General features: G+C 70.6%; 18 protein-coding genes and 3 pseudogenes. 14 read left to right on the forward strand and 7 right to left on the reverse strand.

Features of this window, described 5'->3' with window-relative positions; all coding sequences use genetic code 11:
• Positions 1–13: 13 nt before the first annotated feature.
• The gene (locus KN815_RS01305; RefSeq protein ID WP_216339318.1) at positions 14–343 is read right to left on the reverse strand and encodes a TraR/DksA family transcriptional regulator; all 330 of its coding nucleotides are present in this window, start codon (positions 341–343) and stop codon (positions 14–16) included.
• Between the two features lie 375 nt (positions 344–718).
• On the opposite strand from KN815_RS01305, the gene KN815_RS01310 reads away from it, so the two are divergent.
• From KN815_RS01310 to KN815_RS01325, 4 genes are all read left to right on the forward strand, one after another.
• Positions 719–1,681: a HAMP domain-containing sensor histidine kinase gene (locus KN815_RS01310; RefSeq protein WP_216339320.1), complete on the forward strand. Its 963-nt coding sequence runs from the start codon at positions 719–721 to the stop codon at positions 1,679–1,681.
• A gap of 2 nt (positions 1,682–1,683) precedes the next feature.
• Positions 1,684–2,391 (forward strand): response regulator, encoded by a 708-nt coding sequence (locus KN815_RS01315; RefSeq protein ID WP_055554920.1) that lies wholly within the window; start codon positions 1,684–1,686, stop codon positions 2,389–2,391.
• Positions 2,392–3,105: 714 nt separating this feature from the next.
• Positions 3,106–5,400 carry a protein translocase subunit SecD gene (gene secD, locus KN815_RS01320; protein WP_216339437.1) on the forward strand — a complete coding sequence of 765 codons (2,295 nt, stop codon included), beginning with the start codon at positions 3,106–3,108 and terminating at the stop codon, positions 5,398–5,400.
• Positions 5,387–5,602, forward strand: a complete 216-nt coding sequence (locus tag KN815_RS01325) for a hypothetical protein (protein ID WP_216339321.1) — start codon at positions 5,387–5,389, stop codon at positions 5,600–5,602. Before secD ends, KN815_RS01325 begins: the two co-directional genes overlap by 14 nt.
• Positions 5,603–5,757: 155 nt before the next feature.
• Here KN815_RS01325 and KN815_RS01330 read toward each other — a convergent pair whose 3' ends face one another.
• A complete protein-coding gene (locus KN815_RS01330; protein WP_119985929.1) occupies positions 5,758–6,666 on the reverse strand; it encodes a LysR family transcriptional regulator in 909 nt (302 codons plus the stop codon).
• 132 nt (positions 6,667–6,798) lie between these two features.
• Here KN815_RS01330 and KN815_RS01335 point away from each other — a divergent pair, with 132 nt between their 5' ends.
• The 9 genes and pseudogenes from KN815_RS01335 to KN815_RS01375 all read left to right on the forward strand — a co-directional run bounded on the left by KN815_RS01335 (position 6,799) and on the right by KN815_RS01375 (position 14,703).
• Entirely contained in the window at positions 6,799–7,917 is a 1,119-nt protein-coding gene (locus tag KN815_RS01335; RefSeq protein ID WP_216339323.1) for a PrpF domain-containing protein, read from the forward strand.
• Positions 7,914–9,347, forward strand: coding sequence for a C4-dicarboxylate transporter DctA (gene dctA, locus KN815_RS01340; RefSeq protein ID WP_253208670.1), 1,434 nt, complete (start codon positions 7,914–7,916; stop codon positions 9,345–9,347). Before KN815_RS01335 ends, dctA begins: the two co-directional genes overlap by 4 nt.
• A 72-nt stretch (positions 9,348–9,419) precedes the next feature.
• Positions 9,420–9,593, forward strand: a pseudogene (locus KN815_RS01345) (FAD-dependent oxidoreductase); the annotation flags it as partial.
• Positions 9,594–9,753: 160 nt separating this feature from the next.
• The gene (locus KN815_RS01350) at positions 9,754–10,800 is read left to right on the forward strand and encodes a helix-turn-helix domain-containing protein (RefSeq protein WP_253208671.1); all 1,047 of its coding nucleotides are present in this window, start codon (positions 9,754–9,756) and stop codon (positions 10,798–10,800) included.
• Positions 10,801–10,995: 195 nt separating this feature from the next.
• Positions 10,996–11,343 (forward strand): hypothetical protein, encoded by a 348-nt coding sequence (locus tag KN815_RS01355; RefSeq protein ID WP_216339325.1) that lies wholly within the window; start codon positions 10,996–10,998, stop codon positions 11,341–11,343.
• Positions 11,344–11,443: 100 nt separating this feature from the next.
• Positions 11,444–11,563: pseudogene (locus tag KN815_RS01360) on the forward strand (IS5/IS1182 family transposase); the annotation flags it as partial.
• A 414-nt stretch (positions 11,564–11,977) separates the two neighbouring features.
• Positions 11,978–12,422: pseudogene (locus tag KN815_RS51810) on the forward strand (integrase core domain-containing protein); the annotation flags it as partial.
• 153 nt (positions 12,423–12,575) lie between these two features.
• Complete coding sequence (locus tag KN815_RS01370) at positions 12,576–14,144, forward strand: MFS transporter (protein ID WP_216339328.1); 1,569 nt, start codon at positions 12,576–12,578, stop codon at positions 14,142–14,144.
• 256 nt (positions 14,145–14,400) lie between these two features.
• Positions 14,401–14,703, forward strand: coding sequence for a helix-turn-helix domain-containing protein (locus KN815_RS01375; protein ID WP_301184536.1), 303 nt, complete (start codon positions 14,401–14,403; stop codon positions 14,701–14,703).
• A gap of 101 nt (positions 14,704–14,804) precedes the next feature.
• Here the strand turns inward: KN815_RS01375 and KN815_RS01380 are convergent, their stop codons facing one another.
• Positions 14,805–16,541 (reverse strand): HAL/PAL/TAL family ammonia-lyase, encoded by a 1,737-nt coding sequence (locus KN815_RS01380; protein ID WP_253208672.1) that lies wholly within the window; start codon positions 16,539–16,541, stop codon positions 14,805–14,807.
• 87 nt (positions 16,542–16,628) lie between these two features.
• Between KN815_RS01380 and KN815_RS01385 the strand changes: the two genes are divergently transcribed.
• Positions 16,629–17,135 (forward strand): SDR family NAD(P)-dependent oxidoreductase, encoded by a 507-nt coding sequence (locus KN815_RS01385; RefSeq protein WP_216339332.1) that lies wholly within the window; start codon positions 16,629–16,631, stop codon positions 17,133–17,135.
• Positions 17,136–17,229: 94 nt separating this feature from the next.
• On the opposite strand, the gene KN815_RS01390 is transcribed toward KN815_RS01385, so the two are convergent.
• The 4 genes from KN815_RS01390 to KN815_RS01405 form a co-directional block, all read right to left on the reverse strand.
• Positions 17,230–18,765: an ABC transporter ATP-binding protein gene (locus tag KN815_RS01390; RefSeq protein ID WP_372458225.1), complete on the reverse strand. Its 1,536-nt coding sequence runs from the start codon at positions 18,763–18,765 to the stop codon at positions 17,230–17,232.
• A gap of 113 nt (positions 18,766–18,878) precedes the next feature.
• Complete coding sequence (locus KN815_RS01395; protein ID WP_253208674.1) at positions 18,879–19,754, reverse strand: ABC transporter permease; 876 nt, start codon at positions 19,752–19,754, stop codon at positions 18,879–18,881.
• A 77-nt stretch (positions 19,755–19,831) separates the two neighbouring features.
• Positions 19,832–20,785, reverse strand: a complete 954-nt coding sequence (locus KN815_RS01400; protein WP_216339336.1) for an ABC transporter permease — start codon at positions 20,783–20,785, stop codon at positions 19,832–19,834.
• Complete coding sequence (locus tag KN815_RS01405) at positions 20,782–22,398, reverse strand: ABC transporter substrate-binding protein (RefSeq protein WP_216339338.1); 1,617 nt, start codon at positions 22,396–22,398, stop codon at positions 20,782–20,784. Before KN815_RS01405 ends, KN815_RS01400 begins: the two co-directional genes overlap by 4 nt.
• Positions 22,399–22,410 lie beyond the last annotated feature (12 nt).

The following is a 22,410-nucleotide window of genomic DNA, read 5'->3' on the forward strand; positions in this document are numbered from 1 at the left end:
CGGACGGGGCGGGTCAGGCGGTGGCGCGGCCCTGGCAGGCGACGCAGTACCGGGTGTAGGGGAGGATCTCCAGGCGTTCGGGGGGGACGGGCTTGGCGCAGCCCTGGCAGATGCCGTAGGTGTCGTCCTCCACGCGGGCGAACGCCTCGTCGATCTCGGTGAGGACTCGCTGGATCGCCTCCGTCTGCGCGGACACCAGATGGGCGTCCGTGCTCTGGGCGCTCTCGTCGAGGGCACGGAGCTGAGCCAGGCGGCTGTTGCGGGCGTGTTCGAGGCGCTGACGGGTTTCATGAGAGGTCAGCCGCCCGGGGCGGGGGCCGGTCTGGGCGGTGTCGAGCGGCACGATGAGGTCCTTTCGCGAAAGCGCGCCAGGCGCGGCAGTAGCCGCCCGGTTCCGCCGGCCGCGGTCTCCACGACCGCGCGCACTGGCCGTACCGGACGGCTCGAGCACCTTCGACTCTGCTCGACCCGGCGTCGGAAGCCCATCGGGCGCGGACCCCATTTGCCCGGGGCAGCGGTGACCACGGGGCGATGGCGGGGAAGGGCGCGTGGGTACCCGATGACCTCGGATATGGGTGACGGGCCCCATCGACCGCGCGCGGTGCGGGAGGCAGGCTGTGTCAGGCTCGGTCGTGATCGGTTGTGGCGGCTCCGCCGGGGTGTGATGGGCGACAGTAGAGCTGATCACACGCGGAGCGCAGAAGGAGGAACTTCCCCGGTGTCGTTGTTCTGGCGGATCTTCGGGCTCAACGCCCTGGTGCTGGGCACCGCTACGGCGCTGCTGCTGTGGGCGCCGGTGACCGTCTCCGTGCCGGTGGTGCTGACCGAGGCGATCATCCTGGTCGGCGGTCTCGCCGTCATGCTGGTCGCCAACGGCACCCTGCTGCGCTGGGGCCTGGCCCCGCTGGACCGGCTGACCAGGCTGATGACCACCGTCGACCTGCTGCGCCCGGGCCAGCGGCTGCCCGTGCCCGGCGCCGGCGGCGGTAGCGAGGTGTCCGAGCTGATCCGCACCTTCAACGCCATGCTCGACCGGCTGGAGCACGAACGCGCCACGTCCAGCGCCCGGGCGCTGCTGGCCCAGGAGGCGGAACGCCGCCGCATCGCCCAGGAACTGCACGACGAGGTCGGGCAGAGCATGACCGCGATCCTGCTGGTGCTGGGGCGCGCCGCGGACGACGCCCCCGAACCGCTGCGCGAGGACCTCCAGCAGGCCCAGGAGATCACCAGGGAGAGCCTGGACGAGGTCCGCCGCCTGGTGCGCCGCCTGCGGCCCGGCGTCCTGGACGACCTGGGCCTGGTCAGCGCACTGACCTCGCTCACGCAGGACTTCGCCACCCACACCGGGCTGCGGGTCGTGCGCCGCCTCGATTCCGATCCGCCCACCCTCGACCCGGAGAGCGAGCTCGTGCTGTACCGGGTGGCTCAGGAGAGCCTGACCAACGCGGCCCGCCATGCGGACGCGCGGCGGGTCGAGGTGAGCCTGCACCGGGTGGGCGAGGCGGTGGTGCTGGAGATCGCCGACGACGGCCGCGGCATCGAGGCCGCCTGCGAAGGCGCCGGGATCCGCGGCATGCGCGAACGGGCCCTGCTCGCCGGGGCCACCCTCGACATCACCTCGACGCCTGGCACCGGTACCCGGATCCGCCTCATCACACCCGCCCCCAGGAAGCAGCTCTGACCATGCCCGATCCGACCCCGCCCGGACCCACCACGGCCTCGGCACCGTCCGCCACGGCCGGGAAGCCGATCCGCATCCTGCTCGCCGACGACCACGCTCTCGTACGCCGCGGCGTACGCCTGATCCTCGACAGGGAACCCGACCTGGAGGTCGTCGCCGAGGCCGGGGACGGTGCCGAGGCCATCGAGGCGGCCCGGAGCCAGGAGATCGACCTGGCCGTGCTGGACATCGCCATGCCGCGCCTGACCGGTCTTCAGGCCACCCGGGAGCTGGTGGCGCTCAAGCCGGGTCTGCGCATCCTGATGCTGACGATGCACGACAACGAGCAGTACCTGTTCCAGGCACTCAAGGCCGGGGCCTGTGGCTATGTGCTGAAGTCGGTTGCCGACCGCGACCTGGTCGCCGCCTGCCGGGCCGCGATGCGCAACGAGCCGTTCCTCTACCCCGGCGCGGTCACCGCCCTCATCCGCAACTACCTGGAGCGCGTCCGCCACGGCGAGGAAGACCCCGACCAGTTCCTCACCCCTCGTGAGGAGGAGGTCCTCAAACTCGTCGCCGAAGGGCACTCCTCCAAGGAGATCGCCGAGATCCTGTTCATCAGCGTCAAGACCGTGCACCGCCACCGGGCCAACCTCCTGCACAAGCTCGGTCTGCACGACCGGCTGGAGCTGACCCGCTACGCCATCCGCGCAGGTCTCATCGAACCCTGACGCCCGCCCCGCACCGACGTCCGGGGCTCTGGTCGTCCACTCCCCGGCCGGAGCCCCGGACCGGCACCCCACGCCGAGCACACGGCAGGAGTCGAGCACCCCGCAGGAAGGGGACGGTGCATGCGCCCAGCACCCCGCAGCACCCCGACGGCAGTTCACCCGCTCGCGGGGACGCTCATCGCGCTCCTCGCCGTTCTGCTGGGGTTGGTTCCCGCCGATGCCGCGCGCGCGGCTTCCGTTCCGGTGCCCGCGGTTTCCGTTCCGGTGCTCGCGGCTTCCGTTCCGGTGCTCGATCCGGCCCCGGCGGCCACGGGCGCCGAGCGCCCCGACACCGGTCCCCACGCGGACGACCCGTGTGCCGTCGGCTGCGCGGCCCAGGCCAGGGTCCGCCACGACCACCTCGGCGAGCGCCCGTGCCCACCGGATCACCACGCCACCGACCCCCCTGACGCGGATGCCGGCCCGGCTGTCGGTACCCGTGCTTCAGCGCCTTCCGCGTGCGCACCCGCCTCTCCCGGCCGGTCGGCCCACGACCGCGGCCGGGCCCCTCCGGCACCCGCAGGTACCTGACGCGACCCATCACCCTTTCCTCCGTCGCGGCCGCGCGGGCCGCTGCCGCGGCGTGCCTGCCGGAGGCTCGTGTTGAAACGCCGGAACAACCGCCGGAACAACCGTCAGAACAACCGCCGGAACAACCGCACCAAGTCCTTGCGCGTGCGTGCGCTACTCGCCCTCGCCGTGATCGCCGGATCGCTGGCCATCGCCCTCACCACGCCCGTCCGCCTCGGCCTCGACCTGCGCGGCGGCACCCAGATCATGCTGGAAACCCGCTCCACCCCCACCACCGACGCCGACGCCGCGGCCACCGACCGCACCGTGGAAGTGCTGCGCGGCCGCATCGACGCGCTCGGCGTCGCCGAACCGACCCTCGTCCGCTCCGGCGACCACCGCATCCTCGTCGAGCTGCCCGGCGTGTCCGACCCGAAGAAAGCCGCCGACGTGCTGGGCCGCACCGCGCAGCTCACCGTCCACGCGGTCCTCGGCCCGGCCCGGACCGCCGACGGCGCCACCGCCCCGGCGACCGATCCGGCCAAGGAGCGCGTTCTGCCGGACGAGTCCGGACAGCCTCTGCGCCTGCGGGCCGCCGATCTGACCGGACGGGACGTCGAAGGCGCCGACGCCCGCTTCGACCAGCAGGGCGGTGCCGGATGGCACGTCGCGGTCGACTTCTCCAAGACCGGCCAGGACCAATGGCGGCAGATCACCGCACGGGCCGCCTGTCACCCGGCCGGTGACCCGCAGCGCCGGGTCGCCATCGTCCTCGACAACAAGATCATCTCCTCGCCGCAGGTCGACCCCTCCGTACCGTGCGGGACCGGCATCCCGGGCGGCACCACCCAGATCACCGGCTCCTTCGACGACACCGAAGCCCGCGAACTGGCCCTGCTCATCTCCGGCGGAGCCCTGCCCGTACCGGTCGAGACCGTGGAACAGCGCACCATCGGCGCCACGCTCGGCGATGCGGCCATCGAGGCTGCGGCCTGGGCCGCCGGCATCGGCACCGCGCTGACCGCGCTGTTCATCATCGCCGTCTACCGGCTCATGGGCCTGCTCGCGACCGCGGCCCTGGCCTGCTACGCCCTCGTCTCCTACGCCGCCCTGGCCGCGCTCGGCGCCACACTGACCCTGCCGGGCCTCGCCGGGTTCGTCCTGGCGATCGGCATGGCCGTGGACGCCAACGTCCTGGTCTTCGAACGGACCCGCGAAGAGTACGCGGCCCGCAGCCGCCCCACCCCCCGATCGGCACTGACGGCCGGGTTCCGCGGAGCCCTCAGCGCGATCGCCGACTCCAACATCACCACGTTGATCGCCGCGGCTCTCCTGTTCGCCTTCGCCTCCGGCCCGGTGCGCGGCTTCGGCATCACCCTCGCCGTCGGCGTCCTCGCCTCGATGGTCAGCGCCCTGGTGATCAGCCGGGTGCTCGCCGAGTACGCGGCCAACCACCCCGCGGTCTTCCGCCGGCCCCGCGTCACCGGCATCGCGAGCACCGGCTGGGTCCGCGACCGGCTGCTGCGCCGCGACCCGTTCCTGATGCGCCGTCCGCGCCGCTTGCTGGCCGCCTCCGCCGCACTCGCCGTCATGGCCGCGTCGGGCATCCTCGTCCGCGGCCTGGACTTCGGCATCGAGTTCACCGGCGGCCGGCTGATCGAGTACGCCACCAGCACCTCCGTCGACCCCGACCGGGCCCGCACCGCCCTCACCGACGCCGGATTCCCCCGCGCGGTGGTGCAGTCCTCCGGTGACACCGGGCTCACGGTGCGCGCCGAGAACCTGACCAACGCCGACGAGGCCACCGTCACCGAAACCATCAGCGACCTCGGCGGCGAGACGAAGAAGATCCGCGACGAGCTGATCGGCCCCAGCATGGGCGACGAACTGCGCCGCAACGCCCTCATCGCGCTCTCCCTCGCACTGGGCGCCCAACTGCTGTACCTCGCGGTGCGCTTCCGCTGGTTCTTCGGGACCGCGGCCGTCGTCGCGCTCGCCCACGACGTGGTGATCGTCATCGGCGCCTTCGCCTGGCTCGGCAAGCCCATCGACGGGGTCTTCCTGGCCGCCCTGCTGACCGTCATCGGCTACTCGGTCAACGACTCCGTCGTCCTCTTCGACCGCGTCCGCGAACTGCTCGACCGCGACCGCACCACACCGCTTCCCCGCCTGACGAACCGGGCGATCCTGCAGACCCTGCCCCGTACCGTCAACACGGGCATGGGCGCGGCACTCATCCTCACCGCCCTCGCCGTCCTCGCCGACGACACCCTCGCCGACTTCGCCCTCGCCCTGCTCATCGGCCTGGCGGCCGGCACCTGCTCCTCCGTCTTCACCGCCGCCTCACTCACCATCGAGCTGCACCCGCCCCGGAAGGCGTCGCGGCCGCGGCCGTCGCGGTTCACCCGGCGGCACTCCTCCTCGGGGCAGAACGTGGTGAGTCCTGGTGACCAGCGGTGACTGGTCCGGAGACGCCGACGGGCTCGTGTTCCGGAACACCGGGTCCCGCGCCGTCGACGTGGAATACACCACGTACACGAACGACGGGACCGTCCCGGTGGACGGCACGGTGTGCGTCACGATGAGCAAGGCGAGCAGACAGTGCTTCTACAACCCGACCACCGTGCACACGGTCACCTGGCGCGCCGACAACACGGGCTGACATGACCGCACCGCGGGCGCTTCCGGACCGGAGGCGCCCGCCTTTCCGTCAGCCCCGGCCGCCCGGCCACTGTGGTGCCTCATCGATTTCCGCTGCTCACGGGGCCGGGCTGAGTTCTGGAACCCCACAGGCCACGGGCACTGGCTCGGCCTATGTCATGACGACGTCCCGGTCGTAGCGCTGTCGCGCAGGAAGCCCGCGAAGGCCCCAGCGGCGGGGGTGAGGGCGTGGTCGGCCATGCGGACCAGGAGGATGCGGCGTACCGGGGCGGGGGGTTGCAGTGGCAGGACGCTGACGCCGCCTCGGGTTCCTTCCAGCGCCAGGGTGGGGGCGAGGGCGACGCCGATGCCGGCGGCGACCATGGCCTGCGCCTCCTGGTAGTCGTGGGCCTCGTAGGCGATCTGCGGCTCGAAACCGGCTGTGTGGCAGCTACGGGCGAGAGCCTCGGCCACCGGGTGGTTCTCGGCGCGGGTGATCCAGGGGTCGTTCGCGAAGTCGGCGAGGGCGGCCGAAGGGCGGCCGGCGAGGGGGTGGTCCTTGCTGACGAGGAGGGCCGGGGGATCGTCGACGAGTGAGGTGACGACGATGTCCTCGCGGTCGATGCGGTTCCAGTCGTAGTCCCACATCAGGGACATCTCGATTTCCCGGTTCTCCAGCATCGCCCACAGGCCCGCGATGCGGGCGCTGCGCACCGTCAGCCGTACGTCGGGGTGGGCTTTCCGGAAGGCGATCACGGCCCGGGGGAGGAGGGAAGCGCCGACGGTGGGGAAGGTGCCGATGCGGAGGATGCCCGCGCGTAGTCCCGCGAAGTCGGCGAGTTCGTTCTCGGCGGCCGTCAGTTCTCGCTCGATCCGCTCCCCGCGCTCGGCCAGGGCGCGTCCCGCGTCAGTGAGCGTGACACCCCGCGCATGGCGCTCCAACAGCGGCTGCCCAGCCTCCGCCTCCAAGCGGCTGACCTGCTGGGACACCGCTGAAGGCGTGTAGCTGAGAGCCCGCGCGGTCGCGGTGACCGAGCCCCGGCGGGCGACTTCGGTGAAGAGCAGGATGCGCCGCACATCGAGCACCGCGCCACCTCCAGCATTAATTCCAACTTAATACCCATGCAGATTTCCGAGATTGTACTTCATGCTCTCCGCGCCCACCGTGGATCACACCACGCACGGAAGAGCCGGCGGGGTTTCCACGAGGAGTCTGTTGTGTTGCGTCTCCAGGGCGAGATGATCCGCGGAGGAACCAGCAAGTGCTGGATCTTCGACCACCACGAGGTGGTCGCGACCGGCGTGGACGCCGACACCCTGCTGCTCGCCGCCTACAACGCCGCCGACCCCCGCCAGATCGACGGCGTCGGCGGTGCCTCCTCCACCACCTCCAAGGCCGCGATCGTCCGGAGACCGGCCGAGCCGGGCATCGACGTCGAATACGCCTTCGCGCAGGTCGGCATCGGTGACGAGCGCGTGGAATGGACCAGCAACTGCGGCAACTGCGCCACCGCCGTCGCCCTGTACGCCGTCCACAACGGCCTGGTACCGATCACATCGGACTCCACCACGGTGCGGATGCTCAACGTCAACACCGGGGCCCGCCTCACCGGCACCATCCCCACCCCGGGCAGTACGGCCCCCGACGAGGGCACGGCCGCGGTGCCCGGCACCGCGGCGCTCGGAGTGCCGGTCCTTCTCGGCTTCGAGGACCCGGCGGGTACGACCACGGGGCGCGCCCTGCCGACCGGCCGCGCCCTGGACACCCTGATCGGGCCCGCCGGTCCGGCCGAGGTGTCCCTGGTCGACGCCGGCGCCCCGGCCGCGCTGTTCGAGGCCAAGGCGTTCGGCCTCGACGGCACCGAGTCGCTCACCGAGTTCGCCGAGGCGGTGCCCGCGCTCACCGTGCTGCGCCGCGAGGCCGCCCTGGCCATGGGCCTGGCCGACCGGAACGACCCGGTCAGCCATGCTGTGCCGAAAGTCGGCGTCGTTGCCCGGGCCGCCTCATATCGCACCACTCATGGCACTCTGATCAGTCAGGACGAGTACGACCTGGCCGTACGCATGGTCTCCATGCACGCACCCCACCCGGCGATCGGCCTCACCTCGGCCGTCGCCCTGGCCACCGCGGCCGCCATCCCCGGCACGCTCGCCCACAGCGTCGCCCGGCAGACCGCCGACGGCACGCTGCGCCTGGGCACCCCGGCAGGTGTCATCACCGCCCAAGCCGTCCCCGCACCGGACGGCGCGTCCCCCACGGTGCTGCTGCACCGCGCCGCCCGCCGCATCGCCCGAGCCGAACTTCTCGTTCCCGTCCTGGAAGGACGCCCCGCATGAGCCGCAACGATGCCGCCCCGGGTACCGTCACCGCTCCACCACGCCGCACCCGTCGGCTGCTGTCCCTGCTCTACGTCCAATGCCTGATCGGTGTTCTCGCCGGTGCCGTCGTCGGCTGGCTGTGGCCTTCCTTCGGCGCCGAGCTGAAGCCTCTGGGCGACGGCTTCATCGCGCTGGTGCGTATGATGATCGCGCCGGTCATCTTCTGTACCGTCGTCCACGGCATCGCCTCCATGGGCAACGCGCGTGCCGTCGGCAGGGTCAGCCTCAAGGCGCTGCTCTACTTCGAGGTGCTGACCACCGTCGCCATGGTGATCGGCCTGGTCGTCGTCAACGTCGTCCAGCCCGGCAGCGGACTGCACGTCGATCCCTCCACCCTCTCCACCAAGGGGTTGCCGCCCGAGGCGACCGCGAGCCACGAGAGCTTCTCCGCCTTCGTCCTCGCCATGATTCCGGACACCCTGCTCAGCGCCATGACCGGCCACGAGATCCTGCCGGTGCTGGTGGTCTCGGTGTTGTTCGGCTTCGGCCTCAACGCCGGCGGCGAGGCGGGCGCGGGGATCGCCCAGGGCATCGAGAAGCTGTCCAGGATCCTGTTCACACTCATCCGCTGGATCATGCGGCTGGCCCCGATCGGCGCCTTCGGCTCCATGGCCTTCACCATCGGCAACTACGGCCTGGACACCCTGCGGCACCTCTTCCTGCTGATCGGCTCCTTCTGGCTCACCGCCCTGTTCTTCGTCCTGGTCGTCCTCGGTACGGTCATGCGCGTCAACGGCCTGCGCCTGCTGCCCTTCCTCCGCTACATCAAGGAAGAGCTGCTGATCGTCCTGGGCACCTCGTCCAGCGAGCCAGTGCTGCCGCGCATGATGGCCAAGCTCGAGCACGTGGGCGCCGCCAAACCGGTCGTCGGTATCACGCTGCCCGCCGGGTACTCCTTCAACCTCGACGGCACCGCGATCTACCTCACCATGGGCTCGGTCTTCCTCGCCCAGGCCCTCGGCATCGACCTCAGCCTCACCGAGCAACTGTCGATGCTCGCCATCATGCTGCTCACCTCCAAGGGCGCCGCCGGGGTCACCGGGTCCGGATTCGTAGCGCTGGCCGCCACCCTCAGCGCCGTTCCCCACGTACCCGTCGCCGCCCTGGCGCTCATCTTCGGCATCGACCGCTTCATGTCCGAGGCCCGCGCCCTGACCAGCGTGGTCGGCAACGGCGTCGCCACTCTGGCGGTGGCCAAATGGGAGGGACAGCTCGACGAGGACCGTGCCAAGGCCGTCCTCCGTGGCGATATCCCGTACACCTCCGCTCCCGAGCCCGGCCACACCCCCGAGCCGCAGGTCGATCCCGTACCTGGCGAGAAGCCCGCGGAAGCCGACCCGAAAGCAGCGGCCGGAGCGGACCGTGGCCCCGTGCCCGCCGTCGGCTGACGCACCGCACACAGCCGGTCCGGAGCCCGTGCTCCGGACCGGCCCTTCCCGTGATCAGGAGCACCCGCACTCATGGCAGCACCCTGGGACGTCATCGTGGTCGGCGGCGGAAACGCCGGCTTCTGCGCAGCGCGGTCCGCCCGGCAAGCGGGCGCCCGAGTCCTCGTACTGGAAAAGGCGCCACGGCGGTGGGCCGGTGGCAACTCCTACTTCACCGCCGGCGCCATGCGCACCAGCCACGGCGGATTCGCCGACCTCAAGAACCTCCTGGAACCGACACGAGATCCGCCGGGTTGTGCGCTCCTGCGTGCGCGGGTGCTGAACCGTCTGAGCGCCCGGCGCCAGCGGTCGCCCGGCCGAAGCGGCGGTCTTCTCGATCGATGCCCTGCCGGGCAGTATCGGTTGCATGCCCGTTTTCGCAGAGATGTCAGGACAGGGCGGTACGGGGCCGGTGGTGACGGTGGGCACCGACTCCGTCCCGGAGCCGGAGCGGTTTGGCTGGTGGTCCGAGATGGTCGGCCACGAAGTCATGCCCGTGACGGTACGCAGCGCGCACACGGCCGTCTTCCGGGGCCGGGCAGAAGCCGTCGAGCTGCCGCACAGCCAGGTGGCAGCCTTCGATTTCTCCCCGATGACAGCCCGCCGCTCGCCGGTCCACATCCGCCGTCACGACCCCGAGAACTACTACCTGTTCCTGGTCCAAGACAGCTCGGTCCGGCTGGAGCAGGCGCGCGGCGTCGCCTGCCTCCAAGCCGGCGACATGTCCCTGTTCTCCACCTCGCATCCGCTGGCTTGCGAGTTCCTCGACCACGGCTGCCAGACCCGCCTGACGCTGATGCGGCTGCCGCGTCCCATCCCGTCGCTCGCCGGCGGCCGGGCTGACCAACTGCTGGCCGAGCCGTTGCAGCCCCAGGCCGGGGCGGCAGCCCTGCTCGGCCTGTACCTGGCACAGATGCCGCAGGCCGCCCGCACCTGCTGCCCGACGGAACTGGCCCGGCTCGGCGCCATCGGGGTGGACCTGGCCGCCACCTTGCTGGCCGTCCGGCTCGGAGTCCAGGACACCCTGCCCGCCGAGACACGCAATGCGGTGCTGCTGGCCCGGATCAACGCCTTCATCGACCACCACCTGGGCGACCCCGAGTTATGCCCCACGGCCATCGCCGCCCACCACCACGTCTCCGTACGCACCCTCCACCTGCTGTTCCAAAGCGAACCGGAAACCATCAGCGCCTCGATACGCCGACGCCGCCTGGAACGCTGTCACGCCGACCTCACCAACCCACGGCTGCGGCGGCGGTCTATCAGCGCCATCGCCGCCCGGTGGGGGTTCCTGCGCCCGGCGGACTTCAGCAGGGCGTTCCGCGCCGCGTACGGCGTGACACCCAGAGAGCTCCGGCAGGCCGCACTGCGCAGCCTGCCGGATACGCAACGGGCTGCGCTGAGCGACAAGTAACACCGCACGCATCGCCAACTCCCAGCCCACGGCCCGCGCCACGATGTGAGGGCACCGAAGAGGAACACGGGGGCGCCAGCGCTACCGGAGGCGAAAGATGAAACCGCCTTCCGCTCGACGTTCACGCCGATTCTGCTGGCGGCCCTCACTGAAGGAATCTCGGCAGCTCGCGCTCAGGCTAGAGGGGAACAGATCATGAAACTTGCCAAGAAACTGTTGATGGTTGGCGCAGCCGTCGCAACCACCGCGGGTCTGAGCATCGTCCCGGCCGAAGCCAGCTCCAGCACCGCTGCGGCCTGCTGGACCTTCGGAAACTCGCCCAGTTTCGGCACGTACGGCGGCCAGGTCTGCGACAACAGCCACGTCATGGGCTGGGTCAAGGACACGAAGGCCGACGGCTACTGCGTCTTCTTGCGAGTGCACTACCCGAACGGGTACGCCGACGGCCCGTGGGCATGCCCGAAGAACGTACAGAAGAACTGGGACTGGTGGGCCCCGCAGGGCATTTCCAGCGTGAGTATCGAGAAGATCTATGCTCCGTAACAGATCGTAACCGCTCGCGCACCTGATCACGCGTGAGCGGGCGATAGCCAGATCCACCAATGAACAGGTCGCGGAGGACGAGCAGGGAGCTACCGAACGGAGCCCGGTCGACCGCGGTCGACCGGGCTCCGTTCGGTAGCTGATCTGCGATGTCACCGGCATCCCGCTCGCAGCCAGGCTCACCGGAGGCAACCGCAACGACATACGCCGATGTCGTCCGCGAGCCGCTTCGGCGACTTCAGCGACCGCTCGACCGTCCAGCGTCGCTCCGCCGACCCTATGCCGTTCAGGAATGCGTCGCTGCAAGGTCGTAGGTGGTCTGGCGGGGTCTGCGGACGTGCTGGGACCCATGTCCAGGTGATCGTCTCACTGGTGTATCAGGTCACACGGAAGCTGCTCTCGGTTCCAGCGGTGTTGCTGCGTCGGCAGACGGCCAGAGACGCTGAGTTGCTCGTGCTCCGGTACGAGAACGCGGTGCTGCGCAGGCAACTTGCGAGTCCGGTGTGGTTGCACTTGCCGAAAATATCATCCGCCCTGGTGGGAGGCGGTGTGCGCGGTGCACGGGAGGTCGACCGGCGCAGTCGCCCGGGCGGGCGCTCTCGCGAGGCTGGCGCTCGCGGCGGCAAGATGATCGACCGTGTTGTGGGTGGCACAGGCCGCGAAGAACCTTGTCATGGATCTTGAGGACGTGGGCTGCCGAGCGCGGTTCGTGATCAGGGACCGGGACGGGAAGTTCCCCGACCCTGTTCGATGCCATTCTGGCGGATGCGGGGATCGAGGTCGTCCTGAGCGGCGTTCAGATGCCGTGAATGAACTCGCTCATGGAAGGGTGGGTGCAGACCTGCCGACGGGAACTCCTGGACCGCACCCTGATCTGGAACCACCGGCACCTGCTCCACGCCCTGCGCGAGTTCGAGCAGTTCTACAACGGACACCGGCCACACGAGGGCATCGCCAACGCCCGCCCGCTGCACCCGTTACCGCCAGCGATCGCCGATCCGGAGAAGATCACCCGCCTCAAGATACGACGTCGTGATCGCCTCGGCGGCATCCTCCACGAATACCGACATGCCGCATGACCCGGGCGGATGAGGTTTCCGGCAAGCGCAAGGCCGTCTGGCGCCGGCTGGACAGTGCAGCGGGCTCATGATCTACGCGCCATCGATGACAGAGTTCCATCACCTGGTCCGCCAGGTCCACGAAAGAATCCGGCAAGGTTGAGGTCAGAGAACATGAGCCCAGATGGCAGGGGCGCCCACAGCAGGCGTTGGCTGATCCTGGCAACGGTCGCGGGGTGTTTTCTCCCGGTAGCGGCGGACGCGACGATCCTGAACGTCGCCGTGCCGTCGTTGACGGAGGCACTGGGAGCATCAGCCCGGGAACTGCTGTGGATCGTGGACGTCTACTCCCTCGTCATGGTGGGGCTGGTGCTGGTCACCGGCCCCCTCGGGGACCGGGTGGGGCACCAGCGGCTGCTCCTGGCCGGGCTCGGTGTCTTCGGCGTGTCCTCCGGGCTGTCCGCCCTGTCCACGGTCCCCGCCGCGCTGATCGTCGGGCGCGCCGCTCTGGCAGTCGGAGCGTCGATGATCATCCCTGCCACCCTGGCCATCATCCGGCAGGTCTTCCACGACCCCGGGGAGCGGGCCTTCGCTATCGGTGTCTGGAGTGCGATCGCCGCGAGCGGCGCCGCCGTGGGGCCTGTGGCGGGCGGTCTGATCCTGGCGCACTACTGGTGGGGCGCCGTCTTCCTGATCAACATCCCCCTTGTCGCAGCAGCCGTATTCCTCGTGCTCTCGCTGCTCACCAATCAAGTTCCCGAGGACAAGGACCCCTGGGAAGCCGCTTCCCCTGCTCTCGCGGTGGTGGGGACCGTCGGCATCGTGTACGCGGTGAAATCAGCCACGCACCAGGGGTCGGCGCTCGTCGAGACCTGGGTGCCCGGAGTGATCGGACTCGCCGCCACGGCATTCTTCCTGCGACGCCAGCTCCGCTCCGAACATCCCACGCTGGACCTTGCCCTGTTCCGTGAACTGCACTTTCGTATCGGTGTCATGGCGGCCACCCTCCCGGTCTTCGTACTCGTCGGCTTCGAACTCCAACTGGTGCAGCACCTGCAGTTCGTGACCGGTAAGTCACCCTGGGAGGCAGGCGTCTTTCTGCTCCCCATGCCGATCGCCGCGTTCGCCGCCGCGCCTGTGGCCGGTCTGCTCTCCTCCCGGTACGGAGTGTCGGTCATCATTCCCGCCGGTCTCGGGCTGGCAGCCCTGGGGTACGTGGGTATCGCTCTGTGGGCCGGCGGCAGGGCCTCACTGGCTCTCACCGGCTGTCTGATCCTGATCGGTGCGGGTCACGGAGGGGTCCAGGCGGTGGCCTCCGACGCGATCATGACCGGTGCCCCGCCAAACCGGGCCGGGGCCGCGGCCGCGATCGAATCGGTGTCGTACGAACTGGGTGCCGGGTTCGGCATCGCACTGCTCGGCAGCCTTATCACCGCGGTGTACGGCCACGCCTTCGCCCTGCCACCCACCACCGACGCAGCCGTCCCGGACAAGGCGTCGGACTCCATCGGCGAGGCCGTTTCCCTTGCTCACAAGGCCCAACCCGACGTGGGCCAGGCCATCACCGCCGCCGCCAAGGACGCCTTCATCCACGCCTACCGCCTCACAGCGGTCACCGCCGCGGTTATCATCGCCGCCACAGCGGTGGCGATCACCCTCATGCTGAAGCGGAGTACCTCTGTACAGGGCGAAGAAGAACAGTCCACCCACCGATCTGTTCCCGCGCCCGACAATCCTCGCTGATCCGTGGCACATCCCAACTGCCCAGTGTCTTCATACTGACTCCCATGGGCTGGTGTGCCCGGCAGTGAGCCAGTGGCTCGGCTCGCATCGTTGGCCGGGTCATCGACGTGCTGCTCGTCGGCCAGCAAACTGTCTCCAAGTCCTGATCTTGGAGGTGATCATGGGGCGTCGACCGAGTGCGTTCGTCAGGCCGGTTCGTATGGAGGAGGGCCGGAAGCTGTAGCAGATCAGCCGAACCGCCCAAAACCCGGTTCGGCTGCGCCGGGCGGTCGTGCTGCTGATGTCTGCCCAGGGCCAGACGGTCAAGGACATCACCACGCTGATGCAGGTCGGCGAGGACTACGTCCGCGATGTCAGCCACGCTTTCAGCGAGCGGGGGTTCGACGCGCTGGACCCGAAATGGAGCGCGGGACGACCCAGGACGATCAGTGAAGAGGTGCGCGAGCACATCTGCCTGATCGCCCGGACGTCCCCCGCCGGGGTAGCGATGGACTGCGCAGGGTCGTACACCATGCGGGCCCACCGCTCCGGATCGTCGTCCCGGCGGAACGGCCGGTAGACGCCGCGAGGGGTGTGTTGTCGGTGGCTGAGCCTCCAGGGCCGCGCAGCCAAGCCCTTCATGTGGCGAGGCCCACCACATGAAGGGAATACAGCCCGACCTCAGCGGTGCAGCGGGCCAACCACGTCCTCGACGACCCGCAGCGCCTCCCCGCTGCGCACGAGCTCGGCGATGTGCTCTATATCGCCGTGGAAGACCCGGTCCTCGTCGACGGTCGGTACGGTCTCCCGGATCCTGGCCCGCAGCGCCTGCGTTGCCGGCGAGGGCAGGAGCGGCGCGAGCAGGTCGAGCGCCTGCACGGCGCACATCACCTCGATCGCTACGACGTAGCCGAGCTTGCGTGCCGCCCGGTAGGCCTTCAGCGCCGCCAGATAGGCGTTGCTGATCGTGTCCTCCTGGTTGGCCGAGGTGGTAACGGTGTCCGCGGTTGCCGGCACCGCCATGCCGCGCAGCTCCATGGTCAGCGCGGCGGCCGTGTACTGCGCGATCATGTAGCCACTGTTGAGTCCTGGCCGGCGAACCAGGAAAGCGGGCAGCTCGCTGAAGTTGTTGTTGACCATGCGGTCGGTGCGGCGCTCGGACATCTTGGCCAGCACGGTCATCGCGTTCACCATGGTGTCGGCCTGGATGCCGACGTACGTGCTGTCGAAGTTTCCCCCGCTCAGCGCCACCCCGTCCGCGCCCTCGGGGTGAATGACCGGGTTGTCGCCCAACGAGTGCAGCTCCTCGACGATGACCTCCCGGGCCTGCGCGAGCGCCCGCTTCGCACCGCCGTGCACCTGCGGGATCCCGCGCAGGCTGTAGCTGTCCTGGAGCCGATGGTCGATGAACTCGGCGCTGATCTCGCTGGACTCGGTCAGCCGTCGCAGGTTCTCGGCGACCGCGGCCTGCTCGGGGTGCCGCTTGCGCTCCTGGATCCGGGCGTCGTAGGCGCGGACGGTGCCTTTGAGTGCCTGCACCGTCAGGCTCGCGGCGACGTCGGCGGTGCTCGCCGCGAGGCCGGCGTCATAGGTGGCGAGGACGGCGATCGCGGTGACCGAGTGCGTCCCGTTGGTGAGCGACAGACCTTCCTTGCAGCCGAGCCGTGTCGGCTGCTCCCCGATCCGGGTCAACGCCTCGGCCCCGGGCAGCAGTTCGCCGCCGTACCAGGCCCGGCCCTCTCCCAGCAGCACAAGGGCCATGTGCGCCTCCGGGGCCAGGTAGCCGACGGAACCCTCGCCGGGTACGTGCGGCGTGACCTGGGCGTTGAGCATCCGTCGAAGCAGGCTCAGGGTCTCGAACCGGATGCCGGAATAGCCTTCGCCGAGGCCGACCAGCTCCATCAGCGCGATGGCACGGACGATCTCGGTGGGCAGTGGTTCACCGACCGACACGGCGTGGGAACGCACAATATTGCGCTGTAGCTGCTCGGCATCCGCTGGGTCGATCACCTTCGTGACGTTGTCGCCGAATCCGGTGGTAACCCCGTACACCAAGCGGTTCTCAGCCAGGAAGCGCTCCACCAACGCGCGTGACTTGCGCACCCGGTCGACATAAGTCGCATCGAAATCGACCTGGGCCCCGTACCGGGCGACCGCGACGAACTGCTCGATGGTGATCGGCTCCTCACCCAAGGTGACAGCCGTGATCTCATGGGCAGGCATGGGGATCCTCTCAGGTCGGTCAGCAGCCAGCGGTGGGGTAGATGAACGGTGGCCCGCGTAGCCGGCGCCGGTCCCACCTCGGCGAGCGCGGTAAGGCTTGCCAGTCCCGATGGTGCTGCGGGAGCGGACGGCGGCTGGCTCCGTGCCGACCAGGGCGCGACCGTCCGCAGCGGGCTGCGTCAGCACGACGGCCACAGACATCCCCTTGCGCTTGACATGGTTCCATTCACTTGCCAGGTGAATGAATCATTTTATTTAAGGCTTGGCAAGGGCGGTGGGCCGATGACGGGCACGCACGACTGGGACGTCTCAACGCCCGCGCCGAGGACCGCATCCGCGCCGCCCATGACACCGGCCCGCGCAACCCGCGCCCGCGAACTGGCTCGTCAGGGATTCCACGTCCTGGCCGGTGTGCGACGGGACCGTGACGCCGACGCCATCCGATCGACCGGCATCGAGCCGGTCATCCTCGACATCACGCACTCCGAGCAGGTGGGGGCACTCGCCGCGCGGGTCGCCCGCGACTCGCGCGCTGCACGCGCTCGTCAACAACGCCGGCGTCCAGGTGAACGCCCCCTCGAAGCACTGTCGATGGCGCAGTGGCGGCAGGCGTTCGAAGTCAACCTGTTCGGCCACATCGCCGTCACTCAGGCGCTCCTGCCCGCGCTGCTGCGCAGCAAGGGCCGCGTGATCAACATCAGCTCGATCGGCGGCAAGGTCGCCATGGCCACCTACGGCGCGTACGCCGGAAGCGCTACGGCAACCTGGTCCAGGCGGCCAACACGCTGATGGCCGCGGGCACCGCATCGGGCCTGACCGCCGACGCCGCCGCCCTGCCCGCCGGCGGTCGCCCGGCGGTTCTCCGGTGACGCACGGCACCCGCTCACCGCCCCGTTCCCATCCCCAGGCGTGCCGTGTGCTCCATGAGGGAGACGGTGAAGGGGTGTTCCGGAGTGGTCAGTACGCGTGGGGCCGTCCCTTGCTCGACGAGTTCTCCGGCGTCGAGGACGGCGATGTGGTGGGCGAGGGCCGCGATGTCCAGATCATGGGTGATGAGGACCAGCGATAGGTCGTCGCGTTCACGCAGCAACTGGGCGAGGAGTTCCAGGAGGCCGCGGCGGTTGATGGTGTCGAGGCCGGAGGTGATCTCGTCGCAGACAAGGACGCGAGGCCGGGCGAGCAGGGCTCGGGCGAGGGCGGCGCGCTGGAGTTCGCCGCCGGAGAGCTGATCGGGGCGCCTGTCGGCCAGTTCCTTCGGCAGGCCGAGGCGGGTCAGGGTGGTCAGGGCCTTCTGCCGTGCCGTGCCCTTGTCGGTGCCGCGCAGGCGTACCGCGGTGCGGGCGACCTGGTGCAGGACGGGACGGTGCTCGTCGAAGGCGGCGCGCGAGTCCTGGAAGACGTACTGCACGGCCGCCAGTTGTGCGCCGTCGCGGGTGCGCAGCGTGCGGGGCAGAGCGGTGCCGTCGAGGAGGATCTCCCCTTCGTGGTCCCGGTGGAGTCCGGCCAGGCAGCGGGCGAGCGTGGTCTTGCCGCTGCCCGAGCGGCCGACGACGGCCAGGCATGTGCCGGAGTACAGGGCGAGTTCGGGGACGCGCAGCACCGTGGTCGGGCGGCCGTGGGCGCCGCCATCGCGGTGGCGGGCGATGAGGTCGCGTATCCGCAGGACCGGTTCCCCGATTCCGGTTGAGAGCCCGAGAGGCGTGAACTCCCTTTGGGCGGTGAGCAGTTCGCGAGTCCACGGATGGCGTGGTGTGTTCCATAGGCGTTCGGCGGGGCCCGATTCCACGACCCTTCCGGCGCGCATGACCAGGACGTCGTCGGCGAGGGCGCGGACCACGTCGAGGTCGTGGCTGAGCAGCACGACGGCGATGCCCCGTGCGGCGACGGCCGCCAGTTGGTCGACGATGCGGCTCTTGATCAGGGCGTCCTGGCCGGTGGTCGGCTCGTCGGCGACGATGACGCGGGCGCCGAGCAGGAGCGCCTGGGCAAGGACGACGCGCTGCTGCTGGCCGCCGGAGAGCTGGTGCGGGTAGCGCCGCAGCAGGGCCTCGCCGTCCGGGAGCTGGGCTTCCGACAGGGCGCGGAGGACGCGTTCGCGGGCCGCTGCCCGGCGCCGGCCGCGGGGAAGGTGGCATACCTGGGAGCGGGCGATGTCGGTCAGGAGGGCGGAGACGCGGCGGGCGGGGTTGAGGACTGCCGCCGGGTGCTGGGGGATGTAGCCGACCAGGCCCCCGGCGGCCGGATGGACCTCGCCGCCGATCCGCGCGCCGGGCGGGTACTCACCGAGCAGGGCGAGGCCGGTGGTGGTCTTGCCGCTGCCGGAAGCGCCCACCAGGGCGGTGACCTTGCCGGGCCGGGCCTCGAGGTTCACGCCGTCGACGATCGCCCGGCCGTCGATCTCCACGCGAAGGTCGCGGATCGCTGCGACAGGCCGGGAGGCGGGGCCGACGGGCCCGGCGCCGGGGCCGAGGAACGCGGCAGGGCCTTCGGGACCGAGAGGCGCGGCGGGGTCTGTGGTGTCGTTCTCGTGGTTCACGGACGTGGCTCTCCTGCCCGGTTCCGGTTGATCCCGCTCCCCGCGCCCCGGCCCCGTGTGGGCCGTCGGCTGCCCGCGAGTGCGGCGTCGAAGAGGAGGTTGGTGCCCATCGTCAGGGCGACGATCAGTACGGCGGGGACGACCACGGCCCATGGCTGGACGAACAGACCGGTGCGGTTGCGGTCGACCATGACCGCCCAGTCACCGGCGTCCGGCGCGACCCCGACGCCGAGGAACGCGGCCGTGGCGACCAGGTACAGCACGCCGGTCAGCCGGGTGCCGGCGTCGGCGGCCAGGGTGCGCAGCATGGAGCGCCCGACGTAGCCGACGGCCAGGCGCCACCAGGTCTCGCCCTGCATGCGCAGCGCCTCGACCGCCGGGCGGGCGGCGGCCTCGGCGGCGGTGGCCCGCACGATACGGACCGCGTCGGGCACGTTGACCAGCGCGACCAGCAGGGCGAGGCCGACGGCGCCGGGGGAGAACACCGAGGCGACGAGCAGGATCAGCAGCAGCGACGGCACGGCGAGCAGCACGTCCAGGGGCCGGATCAGCAGCTCCTCCAGCCAGCGGCGGTGGGTGAGCGCGCAGACCAGGCCCAGCGGGAGGGCGACGAGATAGGACAGCGCGGTGGCGGCGAGCGCGGTCAGCACGACCGGACGCCCGCCGTGCAGCACCTGCCGCCACACGTCCCGCCCCACGAAATCGGTGCCGAGCCAGTGGCCGCCTCCGAGGGTGAAGGACGCGGTCCGCGGGCCCGGGGCGCCCGCGAACACCGGCCCGAGAAGGGCGAGCACGAGGGGTACGGAGACGACGGCGACGCCGAGTGCGAAGCGGCCCGTACGCCCTTTCGCCGCACGGCTGGGCGGCGGCATCCGGCGGATACCTGCGCCCGGGGTGCGCGACGGCCCCCGCGACGGCCCCCGCGGGGGACCCGCGACAGGAGGGAAGCTCACGCGGCCACCCCCGCCCGGGGCACCAGCCGATGGGTCACCAGGTCCGCGCCCAGGTTCAGGACGACGGTCAGGACGCCGAAGACGACGGCGAGGCCCTGGACGACGGGCACGTCCCGCTCGGCGACGGCGTTGAGCAGGACAGTCCCCAGGCCCGGGATCACATACAGGGCCTCCACGACGACGACGCCGCACAGCAGCCAGTCGATCGTGCGGGCCAACTGCTGGGCGGCGGGAGCGAGGGCGGCAGGCAGGGCGTGGGCGTAACGGACCTTGGCCCCGGACACGCCGTAGCGCCGGGCCTGCGCCACATATGGAGAGGCGAGCGCGTCGACCATGCCGGCGCGCACCAGCCGGGACAGCGAGCACACCGGCCGGGACAGCAGGACGAGCACGGGCAGTACGAGCGCGGCCGGGTGGCCGAGCAGGTCGGTGCCGTAGCCGACGGCGGTCGGCGGCAGCCAGTCCAGCCGGAGCGCGAGGACGGTCACCAGCAGCACTCCGAGGGCGAATTCGGGCACCGCGTACACCGCGAGCGTCACGGAGCTGACCAGCCGGTCGACCAGGCGGCCTTCGTACCGTGCGGCCAGCACCCCGAGGCCGAAGCCGGCCGGGACGAGCAGCGCCACGGTGATCGCGGCCAGCAGCAGGGTCGGCCCGAAGCCGTCGGCGAGGTACGTGCTGACCGGGCGGCCGGAGGTGAGCGAGGTCCCGAGGTCGCCGTGGAGCAAGCCCACGGCCCAGTCGGCCAGCCGCTCGTGGGCGGGCCGGTCCAGGTGGAGGGCCGCACGGATGGCCGCGATGCGTGCGGGGTCGGGCTGGTCGCCGGCCAGGGCGACCGCGGCATCGCCCGGCAGCGCCTCGGTGAGCGCGAAGACCAGCAGCACCACGGCCACGGTCTGCGCGACGCCGAGCAGCAGCCGCCGGGCGACGAAGGAGCGCAGTCCGCTCACGCGAGCCACACCCTGTCGAAGCGTGCCCAGTCGAGGGTGTTGGCGGGTGCCTTGGGTTCAACTCCCCTGACCTTGCGCGCGGTTCCGAGGATCCAGTCGGCGAAGCCCCAGACCAGGAAGCCACCTTCGGAGTACAGGCGGCGCTGCATGCGTTCGTAGATGGCGGCGCGCTCGGCCCTGTCCTTCGTGGACTGGGCCCGCTGGTAGAGCGCGTCGAAGTCCTTGTGGTGCCACTTGGTGGCGTTCGTGGTGGAGCCGGTGAGCAGCCGCTGGGAGATGTGGGCCTCGATGGGCATGGCACCGGAGCGGTAGGAGCACAGGGTGCCGCCGTTCAGGATGTCGCTCCAGTACGAGTCCTTGCTGCCCATCTTCACGTCGATCGTGACGCCCGCCTTCGCGGCCTGGTCGCGGAAGATGCCGGCGGACTCGGTGAACCCGGCGGCCACCGCCGAGGTGTAGAGGGTGACCTTCAGCTTCTCGGCGCCGGCCGCCTTCAGCAGGGCGCGGGCCCGGTCGAGGTCCCGCTCGCGTTGCGGGAGGCTGTCGGCGTAGTACTCGTAGCCCTTGCCGAACAGATCGTTGCCGATCACCCCCGCGCCCGACAGGGCGCCGTCGAGGAGTTCCTTGCGGTCGGCGATCAGGAAGAACGCCTGGCGCACCCGCTTGTCGTCGAAGGGGGGCCGGTCGGTCTTCATCGCGAACCCCTGCATGTCGCTGCCCCGGAGCCGGACGATGGTGATCTGCCCCTTGCCCTCGTGGGCGCGGGCGGTGGTGGGGTGGAGTTCGTGGGCGTACTCCACCTGTCCGCCCAGCAGTGCGTTGACCCGGGCGGACTCCTCGTTGGCGACGATGAACTCGAGCTCGTCGAGGTGCGGGGCGCCGTCCCAGTAGTCCCCATTGCGGCGGAAGACGGCCGACCGGCCGGGGGCGAAGGACACGAAGCGGAACGGGCCGGAGCCGATCGGCTTCGTGTCGAAGTCGGTGGCGTCCTGGGGCACGATGTACGCGCCGAACGCGGCCAGCACGTTGGGGAATTCGGCGGTGGGCCGCTTGAGGACGAACTCGATGCCCCGTTCGCCGGTCGCGTGGCTCGCGTCGAGGTCGATGGGTTCCAGGGACGCCTTGGCGCGGAACGCCTTCTTGGGATCGGTGATCCGGCGGTAGCTGTGGAGCACGTCCTTGGCGGTGACCGGCCGACCGTCGTGGAACGTGGCCCTGCGGAGGGTGATCTGCCACCGGTCCAGGGTCTTGTTCGCCTCCCACTTCTCGGCGAGGCGGGGCTGGGCGGACAGGTCGGGGCCGTAGTCGGCGAGTTTGTCGTAGAGGGCCTTCGCGCGGGCGACGTCGGCGAAGAGGTTGGCCAGGTGCGGGTCGAGGGTCTCGCTCGCACCGCCGCCGGCGAACGCGGCGCGTAGCCGTCCGCCACGCTGTGGGGTACCGGTGCTGCCGCCCCCTCCCGCGGTGTCGTCGGCGCCGCCGCATCCGGTGAGGGCGAAGGCGCCGAGTGATGCGGCGCCGGCGGCGAGGAAGCCGCGGCGGCGCAGGCCGGGGAAGTGGTGCTCGTCCACGTGATCGCCCACGGGGCGAAGGTGGCGGGCGGGTTCGTCATGCATGCGGGTGTCCTC

This window comes from Streptomyces niphimycinicus (genome assembly GCF_018883605.1).
GTDB lineage: Bacteria > Actinomycetota > Actinomycetes > Streptomycetales > Streptomycetaceae > Streptomyces > Streptomyces niphimycinicus.

Bases quoted from the DNA above. Each gene is read 5' to 3' on its own strand.
- KN815_RS01315 (WP_055554920.1), top strand. From the start codon at position 1,684: ATGCCCGATCCGACCCCGCCCGGACCCACCACGGCCTCGGCACCGTCC.
- dctA (WP_253208670.1), top strand. From the start codon at position 7,914: ATGAGCCGCAACGATGCCGCCCCGGGTACCGTCACCGCTCCACCACGC.
- KN815_RS01350 (WP_253208671.1), top strand. From the start codon at position 9,754: ATGCCCGTTTTCGCAGAGATGTCAGGACAGGGCGGTACGGGGCCGGTG.
- KN815_RS01355 (WP_216339325.1), top strand. From the start codon at position 10,996: ATGAAACTTGCCAAGAAACTGTTGATGGTTGGCGCAGCCGTCGCAACC.
- KN815_RS01370 (WP_216339328.1), top strand. From the start codon at position 12,576: ATGAGCCCAGATGGCAGGGGCGCCCACAGCAGGCGTTGGCTGATCCTG.
- KN815_RS01385 (WP_216339332.1), top strand. From the start codon at position 16,629: ATGACGGGCACGCACGACTGGGACGTCTCAACGCCCGCGCCGAGGACC.
- KN815_RS01395 (WP_253208674.1), bottom strand. From the start codon at position 19,754: ATGCCGCCGCCCAGCCGTGCGGCGAAAGGGCGTACGGGCCGCTTCGCA.
- KN815_RS01405 (WP_216339338.1), bottom strand. From the start codon at position 22,398: ATGCATGACGAACCCGCCCGCCACCTTCGCCCCGTGGGCGATCACGTG.